Origin of the sequence: Halosimplex rubrum (assembly GCF_013415885.1) — an archaeon.
Classification (GTDB): domain Archaea; phylum Halobacteriota; class Halobacteria; order Halobacteriales; family Haloarculaceae; genus Halosimplex; species Halosimplex rubrum.
This window is the reverse complement of the sequence record NZ_CP058910.1, coordinates 4,236,948-4,251,327: the sequence shown is the minus strand read 5'-3', so window position 1 is coordinate 4,251,327 and position 14,380 is coordinate 4,236,948. Positions and strand designations below refer to the sequence as shown.

Below are 14,380 nucleotides of genomic sequence, written 5' to 3'. Positions count from 1 at the left end.
CCGCCGGAGACTCACGGAGCGAGAGCCGTCCACACGGACAACATCCGCAATATACCCGCCCATTCCTGCGCTTTCCACTTTCACCCCGCTGGCCGAGAGTTTATATACGGGGGCGACCAAGCAACGCATGTCTCCCATCGAAAACAACGCGGAGACAGGAACGACAAGATGACGGATTTGCGTACACAGGCGACAGAGATACACGAACAGTTCGAGGACCAGCTGGAGATTTCCGTCGACGACGTCGAAGAGCGTCTCGACACGCTGGTCAACGAGTACAAGGTTCCCCTCTCGGAGGCCCGTCGGAGCGTCACCAACACCTACCTCGACGAGGCGGGGATGGAGCGCGACGAACTCGGCGGCGGCGGCTCCGGCAACGACCGCGTTCAGGTCGCCGATGTCGACGCCCCGGAGGAGTGGGTCGACATCAAAGGCGAAGTCACGGAACTGTGGGAGGCCAACTCCGACGCCGTGGCACAGGTCGGCCTGTTCGGCGACGAGACGGGCACGATCAAGTTCACCAAGTGGTCGAAGTCCGAGCTCCCCGAGCTGGAGGAGGGCAAAGTCTACGACCTCCGGAACGTCGTGACCGACGAGTACGAGGGGCGGTTCTCGGTGAAGCTCAACCGCACCACGGTGATCGAGGAACTCGACGAGGAGATCGAGGTCGGCGACGACGACGTGAGCGTCGAGGGCGCACTGGTGGACATCCAGTCCGGGTCCGGACTGATCAAGCGCTGCCCGGAGGAGGACTGTACGCGCGTCCTCCAGAACGGCCGCTGTAACGAGCACGGCGAGGTCGAGGGCGAGTTCGACCTCCGGATCAAGGGCGTGCTCGACGACGGCGAGGAGGTCCACGAGATCCTCTTCAACCAGGAGGCCACCGAGGACCTGACCGGCATCACGCTGGAGGAGGCCCAGGAGATGGCGATGGACGCGCTCGATACGTCGGTCGTCGCCGACGAGATGCGCGCCGACCTCCTGGGGAAGTACTACCGCGTCACCGGGCCGACCTTCCGTCGGTACGTGCTGGTCGACGAGGTCGAGCGACTCTCCGAGCCGACGGATGCAGAGGCCGTGCTGATCAAAGCGAGGTCGATATAGATGGCCACGACACCCACCCGCGAGGTCGCCCGCCGCGTGTTCGCGGGCGAGTTCAACGACGCGACGTACACGTTCAAGGAGAGCGACGACGAGCGAGCGCCCGTCTACCTGCTGTTGCCGACGGGCGAGCGGGCCAACCGCGTGTTCCTCGTCGGGACGCTCATGGAGACCGAGGACGTGGGCGACGACAGCGAGTACTGGCAGGGGCAGGTCATCGACCCCAACGGCGACCGCTACTACATGTACGCGGGCCAGTACCAGCCCGACGCGGCCTCGATGCTGCGGGAACTGGAGCCGCCGGCGTACATCTCGGTCGTCGGCAAGCCCCGGACCTACGAGACCGACGACGGCGAGGTGAACGTCTCCGTCCGGCCGGAGTCGATCACCGAAGTCGACGCGGCCACCCGCGACCGCTGGGTCGTCGAGACCGCCGAACGCACGCTCGACCGGATCGGCCGCTACACGGATGGAACCGACGGGGACGGCGACGCCGCCGTCGACGAGTACGTCGCGATGGCCGAACAAGAGTACGACCTGCCGATCGAGGACTACCGGCGGCAGGTCGTCGAGGCGCTGGAGAGCCTCGAAGACGAGGAAGCGGTCGCGGCCGAGCCCGACGCCTGACCCGCGCCACGCAGTCGCGATTTCGGGCAGTCTTTCTTTCGAGATAACACGAGTGGCCGCGTGAGCCGCCGAGAGGTGCCGGAGAACCCGCGCTCGAACAGGCCGAGTATCAGAATTGATTCCGGAATGTGCGACGATATCGGTGCGGAGAGGGTACGGATCGATTTATTTCACGCCCCGTTCCGCTCGTGCCAGCGTCTGACAAACGATTAAGTGGGCCGGGAAACGAGTGGTGGCCAATGAGTAAGAACAAGACGATTTCCTTTCGTGTGAGCGAGGACAAGTTCGAGACGCTCCGCGAAATCGCCGACGAGCGGGACCTCTCGCTGTCGGCGGTGTTTCGGGACTACGTCGACATGCTCGTCGCCCACGACGGGCAGGTGGAGGTGGTACCGGAACACCAGCTCAACGAGTCCAGCGCGTCGACGAGCGACACCGAGAGCTTCCCGCCGAAGGTCGAAGTCCCGAAGAGTTTCGTCCGCGAGCACGAGCGGCTCGAACTCGAGGCCGAACACCTCCGTGAACAGCTCGAAGAGCACAAGCGCTACGTGACGAAACTGCGCCAGCAGCTCGACGAGCAGGACAAGGAAGACGTGGTCCAGCTCGAGGATCTGGACGGCAGCGAGGACGACGAGGAAGCCTCCTACCGCCTGGGTAACTTCGAAGAGTCGATCTAGCGCCGCCGTTCTCTCTCCGCTTCTCGCGTTCTCTTCACGTTCGGCCCGTCGCCGTCGCGTTCTACACTCGTCGGCCGAGCCGTTATATGACTCGCGAGCGTGGTGTGGTATCGTATGTCGTTCGACGCCGAGCGCGTGTCGGCGCTCCTGTTCGACTCGTACAGCACGCTCGTGGACGTAGCGGCGGCCGAGCGGGCGCTCGCCGAACGGGTCGACGACCCCGAGCCCGTCTCGGAGCTGTGGCGGGCGCGGTCGCTGGAGTACACGATGGTCGCCAACCACGTCGACGCCTACCAGCCGTTCTACGAGATGAATCGCGACGCGCTCCAGTACGCCCTCGACGCGACCGGCGCGGACCTCTCGGCCGACGAACGCGACGAGATACTGGCCGTCTACCACGAACTCGACGTGTTCGACGACGTGCGTGACGGGCTGGAACGACTCACCGGTGCGGGATACGACTGTTACATCCTCTCGAACGGGAACCCCGAGATGCTCGACTCGCTGGTCGACCACGCCGACGTCGACGACCTGATCGAGGCGACGATCAGCGCCGACGAGGTGGAACTGTTCAAACCGCACGCCGACCTGTACCGCCACGCCGCCGAGCGAGTCGGGGAACCGGTCGGGGAGCTGGCCCACGTCACGGCGCTGTGGTTCGACGTGATGGGCGCGACCCACGCCGGGATGCAGGGCGTGTGGGTCGACCGGAAGGGCGACCCGCCGGAGACGTTCGGGCCGGAGCCGGCGCTGACGATCGAGACGTTCTACGACCTCGTCGACGCGCTGGACGCCTAAGGTGAGACATTCGTGGTGTCGGATGATCGACTACAGGAGCTGTTCGCGTTTCTGCCGGGCGTCGCTGGCGGCGTCGCTGCGGCCGTCGACATCGGCGAGCGTCTCGACGGCTTCGAGCGTGCGGACGGCGCCGTCGAGGAAGGAGAGCACGTCGCCGGGGTAGGCGTAGAGCATGTAGTCGTCGCCCATCACGTCGACGACGGCGTCGGGGCCCAGGCCCTGTGCCCGGAGTTCGAGGAGGTAGCGGACGAACTTCTCCTCGGGGTGGCCACAGTGGGGGTTGGCCTCGCAGTCGCAGTCCATGAAGTCGGTGGCGAAGTCGAGCACGCGGTCCTGGGTCGCGTCGTCGAGCTTCGCGAGGTTCTCCCCCTGGAAGAGGATGTCCAGCGTCGCCCCCTTGAACGCCCCCTTCGGGAAGGAAGTCTCTAGCTGGGAGGCGATCTGCTGGTGGTTCTTGATGTAGATCTTGTCCGTGATGGCCACGGTTGTTCCGAGAGAGGCCCCCGAGCGTCAAAAGCGTCTCGGACGGTGAGCGACGGCTGGCGAGACGGTCGCGTGGTCGCCAGTCAGCGGGGGACCCCGCCGTGAAAGTTCTCGAGTCCGGCGCCGGCTCGCGGTGGTGACGCTCGCCTCACTCTCCAGAAGGAGCGGTCGCTACACCGGAGAGTTCAGCGCGCCGAAGTAGACCTGCCAGGCCAGCAGCGACTTCGCCACGAGACTCAAGACGATGTACGCCCGCTCACCGTACAGGTAGTCCTCCCACTTCCAGACCTCGCGATACTGCAACAGCATGTTGATCGCGAAGAGGTTGAACAGAACGAACAGCGAGCCGTAGATGACGATCACGAAGTCCGGTGGGCTCCCGCCAGCGTCGAACGTGCCGACGATCGAGATGGCGATGACGACCCAGGGGACGGCGCCGGCGATCGAACCGACGACGAACGAACTCCAGTCGGTTTCCTCGGTCAGGCGATTGTGCCGCTCCATCACCAGTCCACAGAGGTTCATCACCGCCACGAGTCCGAACAGTGCGATCAGCGTGCCAAGGTCCCAGACGCCCGCGAGCATCGCGATCAGGACGATCATCACCGAGGCGCTGACCGCGTACTCGTACCACCGGTAGGGGTTCATCCCCTGGTCGAGGTAGGCGACGTAGCGGTCGTATAGGATCGTCGCGATCAGCGCGTGGGCGATCGCGGAGAGAAACAGGAACGCGACCGCCAGATAGGCCAACTCGATCGTCCCGATCGCCTCCATGACGGGTTCGAGTCGCTGCGTATCGGCGGCGAACTCGAGATACGTCGCGGTGATCGTCCACTCCCGCGAGGAACTCAGATACAGCATCAACGCACCCTGGAGGAAGTGTAAGGCCCCCATGACCGCGTTGAACCGCCGGAGATTCCAGTCACCAGGGGTTGTCTTGCCCATAGGATCGGTTTCCACAGCCAACCGACATCATCTTTGGGTAGCGATTGCCGCGAGCGGACAGTCGAGTGACCTATACGCGGCGACGAGAGATGTCGGTCGATGGTCCGCTGACACGGAGTCGACGACCGATCCGCGATAGGATGCCTCAGTTGACCACTCTCGCCACGCTCTCGCGAGACGACGACGTGTCCGCGTTCGGTCGCGGCTCACAGGTCCGCGTTACTGAAGCGGACGTAGCCGACCGCGAGCGGGACGACCAGCCAGAACGCGAGGACGGCGAAGCCGATCTCGGGGACCGCGTAGAACGCGTCGATGCCCGCACCGGCGAACGTCTGCGTCGGGAGCGAGGCGGCCACCTGGGGCAGCAGCGAGGTGAGGACGGCGGTGTAGGCCGTCGACGGCGGCACCTGCATGACGAGGAACGTCCAGTCGGGCATCTGCTGTGGGAGCGCGAAGCCGTTGGCGACGTAGACGGCGGCGATCGGCACCACGTCCCAGAGGAACTCGAAGACGACGAAGAAGCCGATGGCAAGCGTCGTCGCCCGCGAGGTCGACCCCGTCATCGCCGAGATGCCGACGACGACGGAGACGTACACCGCGGTAAAGAGCAGCGTCGCGATCAGGAACAGGAGGACGGTCAGCACGTCCAGCGACCCCAACATGGCGAAGGCGAAGCCGAACCCGACGGCCAGGCCGATCGCCAGCGCCAGCGAGAGGACGGCCATCCGCCCGAGGAGTTTGCCGGCGAGCACGTCCCGTCGGCGGTGAGGGAGCGCGAGCATGAGCTTGATGGACCCGATCTCTCGCTCGCCGGCGATGGCCTTGTAGCAGACGACCATGGCCGTCAGCGAGACGAACAGGCTGACGATCCCCGCCGTGAAGAAGACCAGGCCGCCGATCGACGTCTCGGTCCCCGGACTGACCAGCTGCGGAAACTCGACGTAGGAGTACGTGAGAAGGGTCGAGAGGACGACGAAGACGGCCAGCAGCGCCCAGAGCGCCCGTGACTGGACGGCGTCGCGAAAGTCCTTCTTCGCGACGGCCAGCGTGCTCATCGGCCCACCGCCCGGCCCTCGACTGCCAGCGCCCGCGAGCGCGGGGCGGCGCTCACTGTGGCACCTCCTGTTTCTCGGTCGTGTACTCGGCGAACAGATCCTCCAGCGAGGACTCGTCGATCGAGAAGTCGCGGATCTCGACGCCGCGCTCGTCGAGGGCCTTCAGGACCGCGAACTTCGAGCCGTCGCGGGTCAGCGTCACCTCCAGACGGTCGCCCTCCAGGGTCGCGCTCGTGACGTAGATGCGGTTGCGGATCGCCTCGGCGTCCGCGGCGTCCGCGGCGTCGGCGCCGTCCACGTCGATGGCGAGCGTGGTGACCGTCTCGGTCTGGCCGCGGAGGCCGTCGATGGAGTCGACGGCGACCAGTCTGCCCCGGTTGATGATCGCCACGCGGTCGCAGATGGCCTCGACCTGCTCCATGATGTGACTGGAGAAAAAGACCGTCGTCCCGCGGTCGTTCTCCGCCCGGATGATCTCCCGCATCTGTCGGGCGCCGTTGGGGTCGAGTCCGGTCGACGGTTCGTCGAGGATCAGCAGGTCGGGGTCGCCCAGTAGCGCCATCGCGAGGACGAGCCGCTGGCGCATCCCCTTCGAGTAGCCGCCGGCCTTCCGGTCGGCCGCCTCGGCGATCGACACTCGTTCCATGACCTCGTCGATGTCACTCTCGGTACCGAGCCCCTTCGAGTCGACGACGAACTGGAGGTGTTGGCGCCCGGTCAGGCGGTCGTAGACGTGGAAGGCGTCCGGGAGGACGCCGATCCGTTCCCGAACTCTCAGGCTGTCGACCTGGGCGTCCAGTCCCAGCACCGTCGCCGACCCCGAGGTCGGCCGGACGAAATCCAGCAGGATATCGATCGTCGTCGATTTCCCTGCGCCGTTCGGCCCGAGGAAGCCGAATATCTCGCCCTCCTCGACTTCGAGGTCGAGCCCGTCGACCGCCAGCACGTCGCCGTAGCGCTTGCTCAGCCCGTCCAGTTCGATCGCCGCCATCAGCCACCGCCCTCCGCGCCGCCCGCGTTCGTTGTCCCGTTCACACCACTACTGCACGACCGGGTACGATAAGTATTATTGAATTATTTACATATAACGGATCGCTTACTCAAGGATATTTGAGCGGTATCGGCCCGTGACGACGCCGTACGCTGGGATTATCGTGGAGGCGGTCAGGGCGGCTCCGGATCCACGACCGGTGTGACGGCGAACGATTCGTCCAGCGCGAGCGTGAGGGAATCGCCGTCCAGGTCGAGTTCGAAGCGGGCGTCGAGCGGGTCGGTCGAGCGCACGTCGGTCGTCCACGCCTCGGAGACGAACAGTTCGAACAGTTCCCAGAGGGGCGCGTCGAGCGGCGCGAGGCCGTGCTCGTGCAGCAGGGCGATCGCACGCGGGTGAAAGACCGCGGGGACCTCGACCGGGAGGTGGATCGTGAAATCGCAGGTCCGACAGACCGCGGCGAAGGTGTACTGCCCGGCGTCGCCAGGGGTCTCGTGGCCGTCGTGGGCGTCGACGCGGCGGTCGACCCGACCGTAACACTCCGGGCACACGTCGCCGCGGATCAGGACGTACGTGCTCCAGATCCGATAGCCGAAGCTTTCGATCACCTCGGCGGGCGAGCGGTCGGCCGCCTGACTTCGGGGGAACGAGTCCGAGAGGAGGGTGCGGTCGCAGGCCCGACAGCGGACGACGAACCGCTCGTCGCGGAGTACGCCCTCCAGGTCGCTCGCGCCGCAGACGACGCAAGCGCCCGCCATCGCGACCGGGTCGAACGACGGTGTCGTCTCGTACAGCCCCGACCGGACGGCACGGACGATCTTGTCGCCGGCGTAGGTGAGGTGATACCCCTCGTCGGTCTCGGCGACGAACGGCCCGACCAGCTGCGAGAGGTGATAGAAGAACTGCGAGGTGCTCTCGACGGGGACGGCGTCGTACAGCTCCGAGAACGCGAGTTCGAGAGCGTTCGTCCGCGTCGCCGACTCGCGGTCGCCCAGCGCCAGCAGGATCGCAAGGCGGTGCTCGTTGCCCAGTGCGCGTAGGGCGTCGACCTGCTCGTCGGCAGCGGCCGCGTCGCTCCCCGAGTGGTCGTCGTTCTCGGCGCCCGTCCGACCGGGGTCGTCTGGAGACATTCGACTTCTATCGCCGAGTACAGCGCCCGACCGGGTAAGCCTGTGTGGTAAGGCCCAGTTACGTCGAGAGCCGTCGCCCTCCGGGCTCGCGGGCGGGAATCCGTGCTCGGTAAGCCCGGACCCGCGCCGCTCGTGATCCGCCCGGGGGGCTACACTCATAGCGTCGGTCGACGGGGGGATGCAACAGACATAGCGACGACCCTTAGGCCGCTCTAGGTCGTCCCTACAGTCGAAAGATGTACGAGACCGACGCCAGCCGAACGCAGGCGGACGACACCGAACAGCGCTATATCACGACCCAGTACGGCGACGGCGGCGAGCAGATGACGCTCGTCCACGACACCGAGAACGAGCAGGCCTGGATCCAGTCGGACCACGCGGTCGAAGCCACTCGGTAGGTTCGGCCGACGCCCGGCAGCCACCCCTCCACGCGAATCCGGGGTCTGACTCGCGACCGTGACCACCGTTCCCAGTCGGACCCGGGAGTCGTAACGTATTTCAATTCTACCCGGTTATCCCGATACGCCTCAGCGAAAGCGTGTCCGGGTTGGGGTAGTGGTTATCCTTCAGCCTTGTGGAGGCTGAGACGCGGGTTCGATTCTCGCACCCGGACTTTTAAAAATTTCACACTTCTAAAACGCCCAGAATCATCCGCATGGGTGTTGAAACCCAAAACCACTCCTTGATCAAAATATTTCTGACATAGTCTACTCGGTGGCGGAACCAGCGAGCTTAGCTCGAAGTACGTCCTTCTCGATCGAGCTGAACTCGGCCTTCCGGTGGCAACTACTACAGAGCGCAATCACGTTCGAGAGCTGGTGAGCGTCGGTAAGTTCGTGGTCGTCGGAATTCTCGAACCACCGGACCGGCGTGATATGGTGGACATCAGGATTGCGGCCGAGTTCATCGCGAGTGGCGCCACAGACCTGGCACGTGTACTCGTCGCGTTCGAGTGCCGCCTCGCGCACCGAACGCCAGCCCGGCCCGTACTTGACGTTGCCGCCGCCTTTCCAGTTCGGATGACCGGATCCGCGAAACGCCTCAGAGAGCCACTCTCTTCGGCACGCTTCACTACAGAGCGTCGTCTCGCTAATTTCACTCGGCCACCGTTCGACCGTCGTCTCACAGACGGCACAGTGAACGCGTTCTTTGCCGCCGCCCCACTGTCCATTCGCCTCCGCAGTGACATCAGGTGTCGATTGCCACTGGGCCGACTCAACGCATTCGGGACAGTACGTCCCTTCCTTCTCCGACGGATAGTATTCGAACTCGGTTGAGCACCGTCGACACGTCGTGGTCTCCAGTTTCCCCTCGTAGTTGGGATTGTCAGCACCGACGAACGAGACTGCAGCATCTCTGCAGTCGGCGCTACAGTAGACCTTCTCGTACTCCGAGTGGAACTCGGTTCCGCAGTGACTACATTCTCGATTCGGGAGCGGTTCGTCATGGACCTGACTGTGGTGAACCCACATCCCTCGCTCTGAGGAGAAGTCTCGGTCACAGGTCGGGCAGGTCGCTTCACTCACCGCTGTCACCCGTGGAGTGATTTCGAGCGTGACGTTCGGTACAACGAGCTGCCCAACGCTGAGTTTGCGATACTACTCTGTGCCGTCTACCATTCGAATTATTGAGATTCATTGTCGATATTGGACAGTTCAAGCGGGCCCGCACCCCTCCGGGGGCGAGAAAAAATCTCGCTGTCTCAGCGCCTTCCCAAGAGGACAGTTACGCCCAAAGCGGTAGTCGAAATTGCGGGTTCTCAGATCGGTCTATTTATTATTTGATTCCGATAGAAACTCACGACGACAGGCTTCGCCGCGGACGACGACATCGTTCACGTTGCCCGGGTAGCGCTCTACCGTCTCACCGCAGACGTCACAGGGGAGCACTCGCTTCCCGCCCTTCCACTGTGGATTCTCTTCGCGACTGAGCGACGGTGTGGAGCGCCACTCGCCGGACTCGACACAGTCTGAACAGTACAGCCCTTCATTCTCTGATGGATAATACTCGAATTCGGGCGTGTTTAGACGCTAGTAAGAGCGGCTAAATGTCTAACTTACTAGGAAGTGAAGCGGCAAGACGAGTTTGTGTCCACCAAACTCAGCCGCTTCACCGAACGGGTTGTGTCGCTTGCTCAAAAAGCCGCCGTCGGCGAACCGGGTCCAGCGTTCGAAGAGGGTGAAACTGGCTACGCAGATTGGGTGATTGTGGCGATTCATGGCCTCCACGAGTATCTTGATCATACGTATCGGCGGTTGCTGGACGTGCTCCACGAGATGCACGGCATTGTCGCCAAACTCGACCTAGTGGTGACTGATCTGCCTGATTTCACGACCGTGTGTACGCGCAAGCAGGATCTCGAAATGCGTATCTGGCGCGTCCTACTGCGGTTGTCGGTGGAGTTGCACGATTCGGCGATGTTCAAGCGATCGACGCAACTGGCATAGATCGGATAGCTGCCAGCCAACACTACGCAAAACGGACGAACTATACGTTCGAGGCGGTGAAAACGACCCTTCTGAGGAACTGCAAGAATGGTTCGATACTCTTTATACATTTATCGATGAAATAATCGCACAATTGGAAGATCGGCTGGCAGATGGTCAAACGCAATCTCGACAAACTGAACATTCTCACCGCTGACAAAGGCTACGATTGGTGGCTCCTTCGCCAAAGACTACGTTTAGAGGGCGTTAAACCCGTGATCAAGCACCGCGAATTCGGCTGGCACGGCATCGCTAACAACTCGTTGCAAGATGATACGATCTACCATCAACGCTCGAACGCCGAATCCACATTTTCGCGCTGCGCCGCAAATACGGCGAGATCGTTCGGGCTCGAACGTGGTTCGGTCAGTTCCGCGAACTCGTCCTGAGATGCGCTGTCAGAAACATCGAACTCAGCGTCAGCCACTCATGACCGTGAAATCACGCGTCTAAACAAGGCCCATTCATTTCCATTTCAGGGTCGGATTCGCCTCTCTATGCGGGATATCCAATCTAGAATGGCATCTTGTTTTAAATACCCGACAATTGAAAACACTACCAATACTCCGATAAGGGCTCCCCCTACGACAAATCTGCCACTTGCAAATTCGCCCCCGGCGTAGACGGTGAGAACGTATGCGGGGAAACGACCGATAATGATCGCTACCATGAATGTTCGGAGACGCCACTCGGTGAGTCCAGCAATGAAACAAACAGCATCGTCTGGTAGTCCAGGGAGCATTATGAAGGCAGTAAATCCAACGAGTCCAACTCGATCAACAAACCCGTCAAAGCGAGCTATCATATCCTCGTGAAAGACCCGTTCGACGACGGGGCGACCATGTCGCTTTGTGAGGAGGAACGCGATACCGCTCCCAATTGCCACACCGAGTAAGCTATAAATCGTGCCATAAAACGGCCCGAAGACGTACCCACCAGACAAAGCTAGCAACTGGCCAGGGATTGGTGCAAATATCACTTGAGTAGTTTGGAGCAGAACGAAAATGGCCGGGGCAAAGATGCCAAAACTATCGATCCATTGACGGAGTGTTGTTACATCTAATAAATTAGGGAGAAATTGATGCGAGAGCAGATATAGGGCGATAGTACCGGCAACGGCTATACTGAGAATTACAACCTTCTGCGTTCGGCTTACTGTGGAAGAAAATAGCTTCATTGCTCCCACCAACCAGTAGTGGTTGACCTGCTCAGGGAATCATTGTGGAGCCGATCGGTCACTGATTCATATGCTAATAAAACAGTATTCTGAATCCTATTCCAGATCTTGTTCCCTTTGGTAGCTAGTTCAGTGTCTGTATATTGGACAGGAGGCGTTCCTCGCTTTCGCATCCAGGATTGGAACCGTCGAACAGGTCTCAAAATCGATGCTTCCCTCCACCGACCGTTATTCGCTATTGTCCATGATTTCCCGGTCCGCAGAAGAGTCGTTGGATTGAAAATTGCCGCTGAAATGCCCTTTGTCAGAATATAACCGGTACGCCGACTACCGAAGTCATTGATTAGTATCGTTCCAAATTTTTCCACGGAGGTAGGGATACAAGCGCCGATCCGGACAAACGGATACATAACGCTTCTGAGCGCAATTGGAAGGAGTAAAACTCCGAACTTCCGGAATATGGCCTGCTCAAATATCTCCCCTCTTTGTGTAGATGGTGAGGGGAGTTGGTCAACAGAAATCGGTCTATCAGAGATCATCCCATCTGCGCCCAACTTTCGACAAATTTGCGCACCAACATCCGTATTCACCGTCCATATGAAGACGCCCATATCATCCTCGTGTGCTTTCTCAATGAGGTTCGTGGAGAGACTGATGACCCAATGGGGTTGAACGTGCGTACATCCCAATTTTTCAGCCTCTTTGAGGTTTTTCTCTGGATTTATTGCGAAGATGAGCGCAGTAGGGATGTCCGGGTCAACGCTCCTTACCTCTTGAAGTACCTCCTTGTAGGCCGACGAAATTACAACTTGAGCGTCCCAATCCTGAACAGCTTCTGCCACATCCTCCGCTAACCCAACTTCCTTGACATCAAGGTTGAGACCGACATTCGATGGAATGATCTCAAGAACGCGGGAGAGTGTCGGAACTCCCTGTCCGGATTCGTGGACGTTAAGATTCGCCAACTCATCGGCCGAAAATTCATCTAATCTACCACTGGAGTCGGTTGCATCTACAATTCCATCATGGAGAACTACGACCTCCCCGCTTTGACATCGCCGGAGGTCCAGTTCAGCCATGTTAGCGTGTTTGGGGATGTTTTGGAATGCAATTTCTGAGTTCCCAGGAAAGATATCTGCGAATCCGCGGTGGCCGATTAGTTTCATTTTCTCTCCGAAATCAATATGCTCTTCTCAGCAGGAGTTCGATACAATCGAGATAGCTCTTCTTGGGATGTGACGCTATTCCCATATTGCTTCGTCAAGGCACCCGTTTCGCTCACAATCATCTTGTCGCCGCTTTCTCCCAGGTGCAGATAAACCATAGAGACAGTTGTATCGAATACAGGCTTGATATGGCTATACAACGCCGAATTCTGGACAATACGATCTTGCTTCCCAGGCCACTGATTTTAGGCAAGGCATGCTTTCTACGTCTGATATGGAGATACACCAAATTTCAGAGACGGTCATCAATCGAAAGGAGAACCCTCTACGTGTGGTATCTCCGTAGTATAGCGGGAAAATCATCTTCACTACTCACGAAAAGTTAGCGAAATAGAATTAGGGGTAAATTCGACGAGCCTGAAGAGGTGAAAAAACGCCGGGATCAACAACGAAGCCGAGAACGGTTTCGCTCTGATCTGCTAGACTTTCAGCTCTTTAACGAAGACCAAGCAGGGACTCATCTCCCGCATCCACGCTTCCTTGACATCACCGAGGGAAACTTCCTCGGCATCGATGTCGAGGTCCCAGTCAACGAGTAGTCCATGACCTATTTGAAGGCGTCATGCATCACGTCCACCGAGACGCTTTCGCCGCCGCTTCCGTGGATTTCGAGCCCCGAACTCCGCAACGCTTCTGCGGGAAGGAGATATTTTGACCAGCTATCGAAGGTAGAGACTCGTCACCGCACCGCCCAGAAGGACGGGAATCCAATAACTGAGACCACGAAATATTATCACGGCTGTGGTAATGAGTTGAACGCCGAGGGTTGGCAATAGGACTGTCAATAATGCTATTAGCACTCCTTCGATAGCCCCAGCGCCACCTGGGAGCGGTGTCACACCAGCAATGGACGCAATTGGAACGGCGAACAAGACCACAGAGATCGGGATAGCATGGCCAATGGCGCGAAATGTAATCCACAGCCCAAGTATCAGAAGCAGCCATCCTAAAGTAGAATAACTCAATGACAGTCCCAAGCTATAGCGATCCGTCGCAACTCGCTCAATTGATTTGACGAACCTTTCAATCCGACCTTTCATCCCTGATTCAGATATAGGCGAAACCCATGGTAGTTTCCGGGAGGCAATCTTGAGCACGGGAGTGAGCCTGTAGACGATTATTTGCGTAAATCTGTCGCGTCTTTGCCACCCTACGAAGAGGAATGACGGCACAGCAACGGCAAGTATAACCACCGCTATTGCTGCGATTCTCAGTATCCCATGTATCGTAGATGTCAAAAAGAGGTAACCGACACCAGACACCGCGAAAAATGTTGATGGGATAAAATTCAACGTGTCGAAACTGGTTATGGCTGCAAGGCCGGTTTCGTACTCTGAATCGGTTGACTGAGAGATCAGACGAGCAGTGACTGGCTCGCCACCTGCCTGACCGAATGGCGTGATATTGTTGAAAAATATCGCTCCAACGAGCACAAAGAATCCTCTCATTCGTGAAATATCGACATCAAGTGCGTTGAGAATCGTTCGCAGCGCCATTGAACAGGCGATCAACCAACCGAAGATGGCACCGATCACTGAACACAAGAGTGTCAGATCCGCACTCTTGATCGCTGCACTAAGCTGGTCAACCCCAGCGAAAGAAAATAATATTCCGTACACTCCAATGATGATGAGAAAAGCGATAATTCCCTTTCTGAGATCGAGTCCGAACATCTATACACCTA

Annotated in this window: 14 protein-coding genes, 1 tRNA gene and 1 pseudogene; 7 read left to right on the top strand and 9 right to left on the bottom strand. The window is 59.7% G+C overall.

The window, feature by feature from the left end; translation table 11 throughout:
- The first annotated feature begins 168 nt into the window (after positions 1–168).
- The 4 genes from HZS55_RS21375 to HZS55_RS21360 all read left to right on the top strand — a co-directional run bounded on the left by HZS55_RS21375 (position 169) and on the right by HZS55_RS21360 (position 3,203).
- Complete coding sequence (locus HZS55_RS21375) at positions 169–1,104, top strand: replication factor A (protein WP_179909550.1); 936 nt, start codon at positions 169–171, stop codon at positions 1,102–1,104.
- Positions 1,105–1,728: an RPA family protein gene (locus HZS55_RS21370; protein WP_179909549.1), complete on the top strand. Its 624-nt coding sequence runs from the start codon at positions 1,105–1,107 to the stop codon at positions 1,726–1,728.
- A gap of 239 nt (positions 1,729–1,967) precedes the next feature.
- A complete protein-coding gene (locus HZS55_RS21365; protein ID WP_006882935.1) occupies positions 1,968–2,405 on the top strand; it encodes a hypothetical protein in 438 nt (145 codons plus the stop codon).
- A 114-nt stretch (positions 2,406–2,519) separates the two neighbouring features.
- Positions 2,520–3,203, top strand: a complete 684-nt coding sequence (locus HZS55_RS21360) for a haloacid dehalogenase type II (RefSeq protein WP_179909548.1) — start codon at positions 2,520–2,522, stop codon at positions 3,201–3,203.
- A gap of 30 nt (positions 3,204–3,233) precedes the next feature.
- On the opposite strand, the gene HZS55_RS21355 is transcribed toward HZS55_RS21360, so the two are convergent.
- From HZS55_RS21355 to HZS55_RS21335, 5 genes are all read right to left on the bottom strand, one after another.
- On the bottom strand, positions 3,234–3,686 hold the full coding sequence (locus HZS55_RS21355) for a DUF5814 domain-containing protein (RefSeq protein ID WP_179909547.1): 453 nt from the start codon (positions 3,684–3,686) through the stop codon (positions 3,234–3,236).
- A 171-nt stretch (positions 3,687–3,857) separates the two neighbouring features.
- Positions 3,858–4,631 carry a heliorhodopsin HeR gene (gene heR, locus HZS55_RS21350; protein WP_179909546.1) on the bottom strand — a complete coding sequence of 258 codons (774 nt, stop codon included), beginning with the start codon at positions 4,629–4,631 and terminating at the stop codon, positions 3,858–3,860.
- A gap of 206 nt (positions 4,632–4,837) precedes the next feature.
- Complete coding sequence (locus HZS55_RS21345; RefSeq protein WP_179909545.1) at positions 4,838–5,686, bottom strand: ABC transporter permease subunit; 849 nt, start codon at positions 5,684–5,686, stop codon at positions 4,838–4,840.
- 52 nt (positions 5,687–5,738) lie between these two features.
- Complete coding sequence (locus HZS55_RS21340) at positions 5,739–6,677, bottom strand: ABC transporter ATP-binding protein (protein WP_179909544.1); 939 nt, start codon at positions 6,675–6,677, stop codon at positions 5,739–5,741.
- A gap of 173 nt (positions 6,678–6,850) precedes the next feature.
- Positions 6,851–7,807, bottom strand: coding sequence for a helix-turn-helix domain-containing protein (locus HZS55_RS21335; protein ID WP_218927252.1), 957 nt, complete (start codon positions 7,805–7,807; stop codon positions 6,851–6,853).
- Between the two features lie 236 nt (positions 7,808–8,043).
- On the opposite strand from HZS55_RS21335, the gene HZS55_RS21330 reads away from it, so the two are divergent.
- Positions 8,044–8,205 (top strand): hypothetical protein, encoded by a 162-nt coding sequence (locus HZS55_RS21330; RefSeq protein ID WP_179909543.1) that lies wholly within the window; start codon positions 8,044–8,046, stop codon positions 8,203–8,205.
- Positions 8,206–8,348: 143 nt separating this feature from the next.
- Positions 8,349–8,420: transfer RNA gene (locus HZS55_RS21325), tRNA-His, on the top strand.
- Between the two features lie 94 nt (positions 8,421–8,514).
- On the opposite strand, the gene HZS55_RS21320 is transcribed toward HZS55_RS21325, so the two are convergent.
- Positions 8,515–9,333 (bottom strand): HNH endonuclease, encoded by an 819-nt coding sequence (locus tag HZS55_RS21320; RefSeq protein ID WP_179909542.1) that lies wholly within the window; start codon positions 9,331–9,333, stop codon positions 8,515–8,517.
- 540 nt (positions 9,334–9,873) lie between these two features.
- Between HZS55_RS21320 and HZS55_RS21315 the strand changes: the two are divergent.
- Positions 9,874–10,726: pseudogene (locus tag HZS55_RS21315) on the top strand (IS5 family transposase).
- A gap of 42 nt (positions 10,727–10,768) precedes the next feature.
- On the opposite strand, the gene HZS55_RS21310 reads toward HZS55_RS21315, so the two are convergent.
- From HZS55_RS21310 to HZS55_RS21300, 3 genes are all read right to left on the bottom strand, one after another.
- Positions 10,769–11,470, bottom strand: coding sequence for a TVP38/TMEM64 family protein (locus HZS55_RS21310; protein WP_179911947.1), 702 nt, complete (start codon positions 11,468–11,470; stop codon positions 10,769–10,771).
- Positions 11,467–12,636 (bottom strand): glycerophosphodiester phosphodiesterase, encoded by a 1,170-nt coding sequence (locus HZS55_RS21305; protein ID WP_179909541.1) that lies wholly within the window; start codon positions 12,634–12,636, stop codon positions 11,467–11,469. The genes HZS55_RS21310 and HZS55_RS21305 overlap by 4 nt, the downstream gene beginning before the upstream one ends.
- A 719-nt stretch (positions 12,637–13,355) precedes the next feature.
- Positions 13,356–14,369 carry a lysylphosphatidylglycerol synthase transmembrane domain-containing protein gene (locus HZS55_RS21300; protein ID WP_179909540.1) on the bottom strand — a complete coding sequence of 338 codons (1,014 nt, stop codon included), beginning with the start codon at positions 14,367–14,369 and terminating at the stop codon, positions 13,356–13,358.
- Positions 14,370–14,380 lie beyond the last annotated feature (11 nt).

Bases quoted from the DNA above. Each gene is read 5' to 3' on its own strand.
- HZS55_RS21345 (WP_179909545.1), bottom strand. From the start codon at position 5,686: ATGAGCACGCTGGCCGTCGCGAAGAAGGACTTTCGCGACGCCGTCCAG.
- HZS55_RS21375 (WP_179909550.1), top strand. From the start codon at position 169: ATGACGGATTTGCGTACACAGGCGACAGAGATACACGAACAGTTCGAG.
- HZS55_RS21360 (WP_179909548.1), top strand. From the start codon at position 2,520: ATGTCGTTCGACGCCGAGCGCGTGTCGGCGCTCCTGTTCGACTCGTAC.
- HZS55_RS21305 (WP_179909541.1), bottom strand. From the start codon at position 12,636: ATGAAACTAATCGGCCACCGCGGATTCGCAGATATCTTTCCTGGGAAC.
- HZS55_RS21340 (WP_179909544.1), bottom strand. From the start codon at position 6,677: ATGGCGGCGATCGAACTGGACGGGCTGAGCAAGCGCTACGGCGACGTG.
- HZS55_RS21365 (WP_006882935.1), top strand. From the start codon at position 1,968: ATGAGTAAGAACAAGACGATTTCCTTTCGTGTGAGCGAGGACAAGTTC.
- HZS55_RS21335 (WP_218927252.1), bottom strand. From the start codon at position 7,807: ATGTCTCCAGACGACCCCGGTCGGACGGGCGCCGAGAACGACGACCAC.
- HZS55_RS21370 (WP_179909549.1), top strand. From the start codon at position 1,105: ATGGCCACGACACCCACCCGCGAGGTCGCCCGCCGCGTGTTCGCGGGC.
- HZS55_RS21330 (WP_179909543.1), top strand. From the start codon at position 8,044: ATGTACGAGACCGACGCCAGCCGAACGCAGGCGGACGACACCGAACAG.
- HZS55_RS21310 (WP_179911947.1), bottom strand. From the start codon at position 11,470: ATGAAGCTATTTTCTTCCACAGTAAGCCGAACGCAGAAGGTTGTAATT.
- HZS55_RS21300 (WP_179909540.1), bottom strand. From the start codon at position 14,369: ATGTTCGGACTCGATCTCAGAAAGGGAATTATCGCTTTTCTCATCATC.
- heR (WP_179909546.1), bottom strand. From the start codon at position 4,631: ATGGGCAAGACAACCCCTGGTGACTGGAATCTCCGGCGGTTCAACGCG.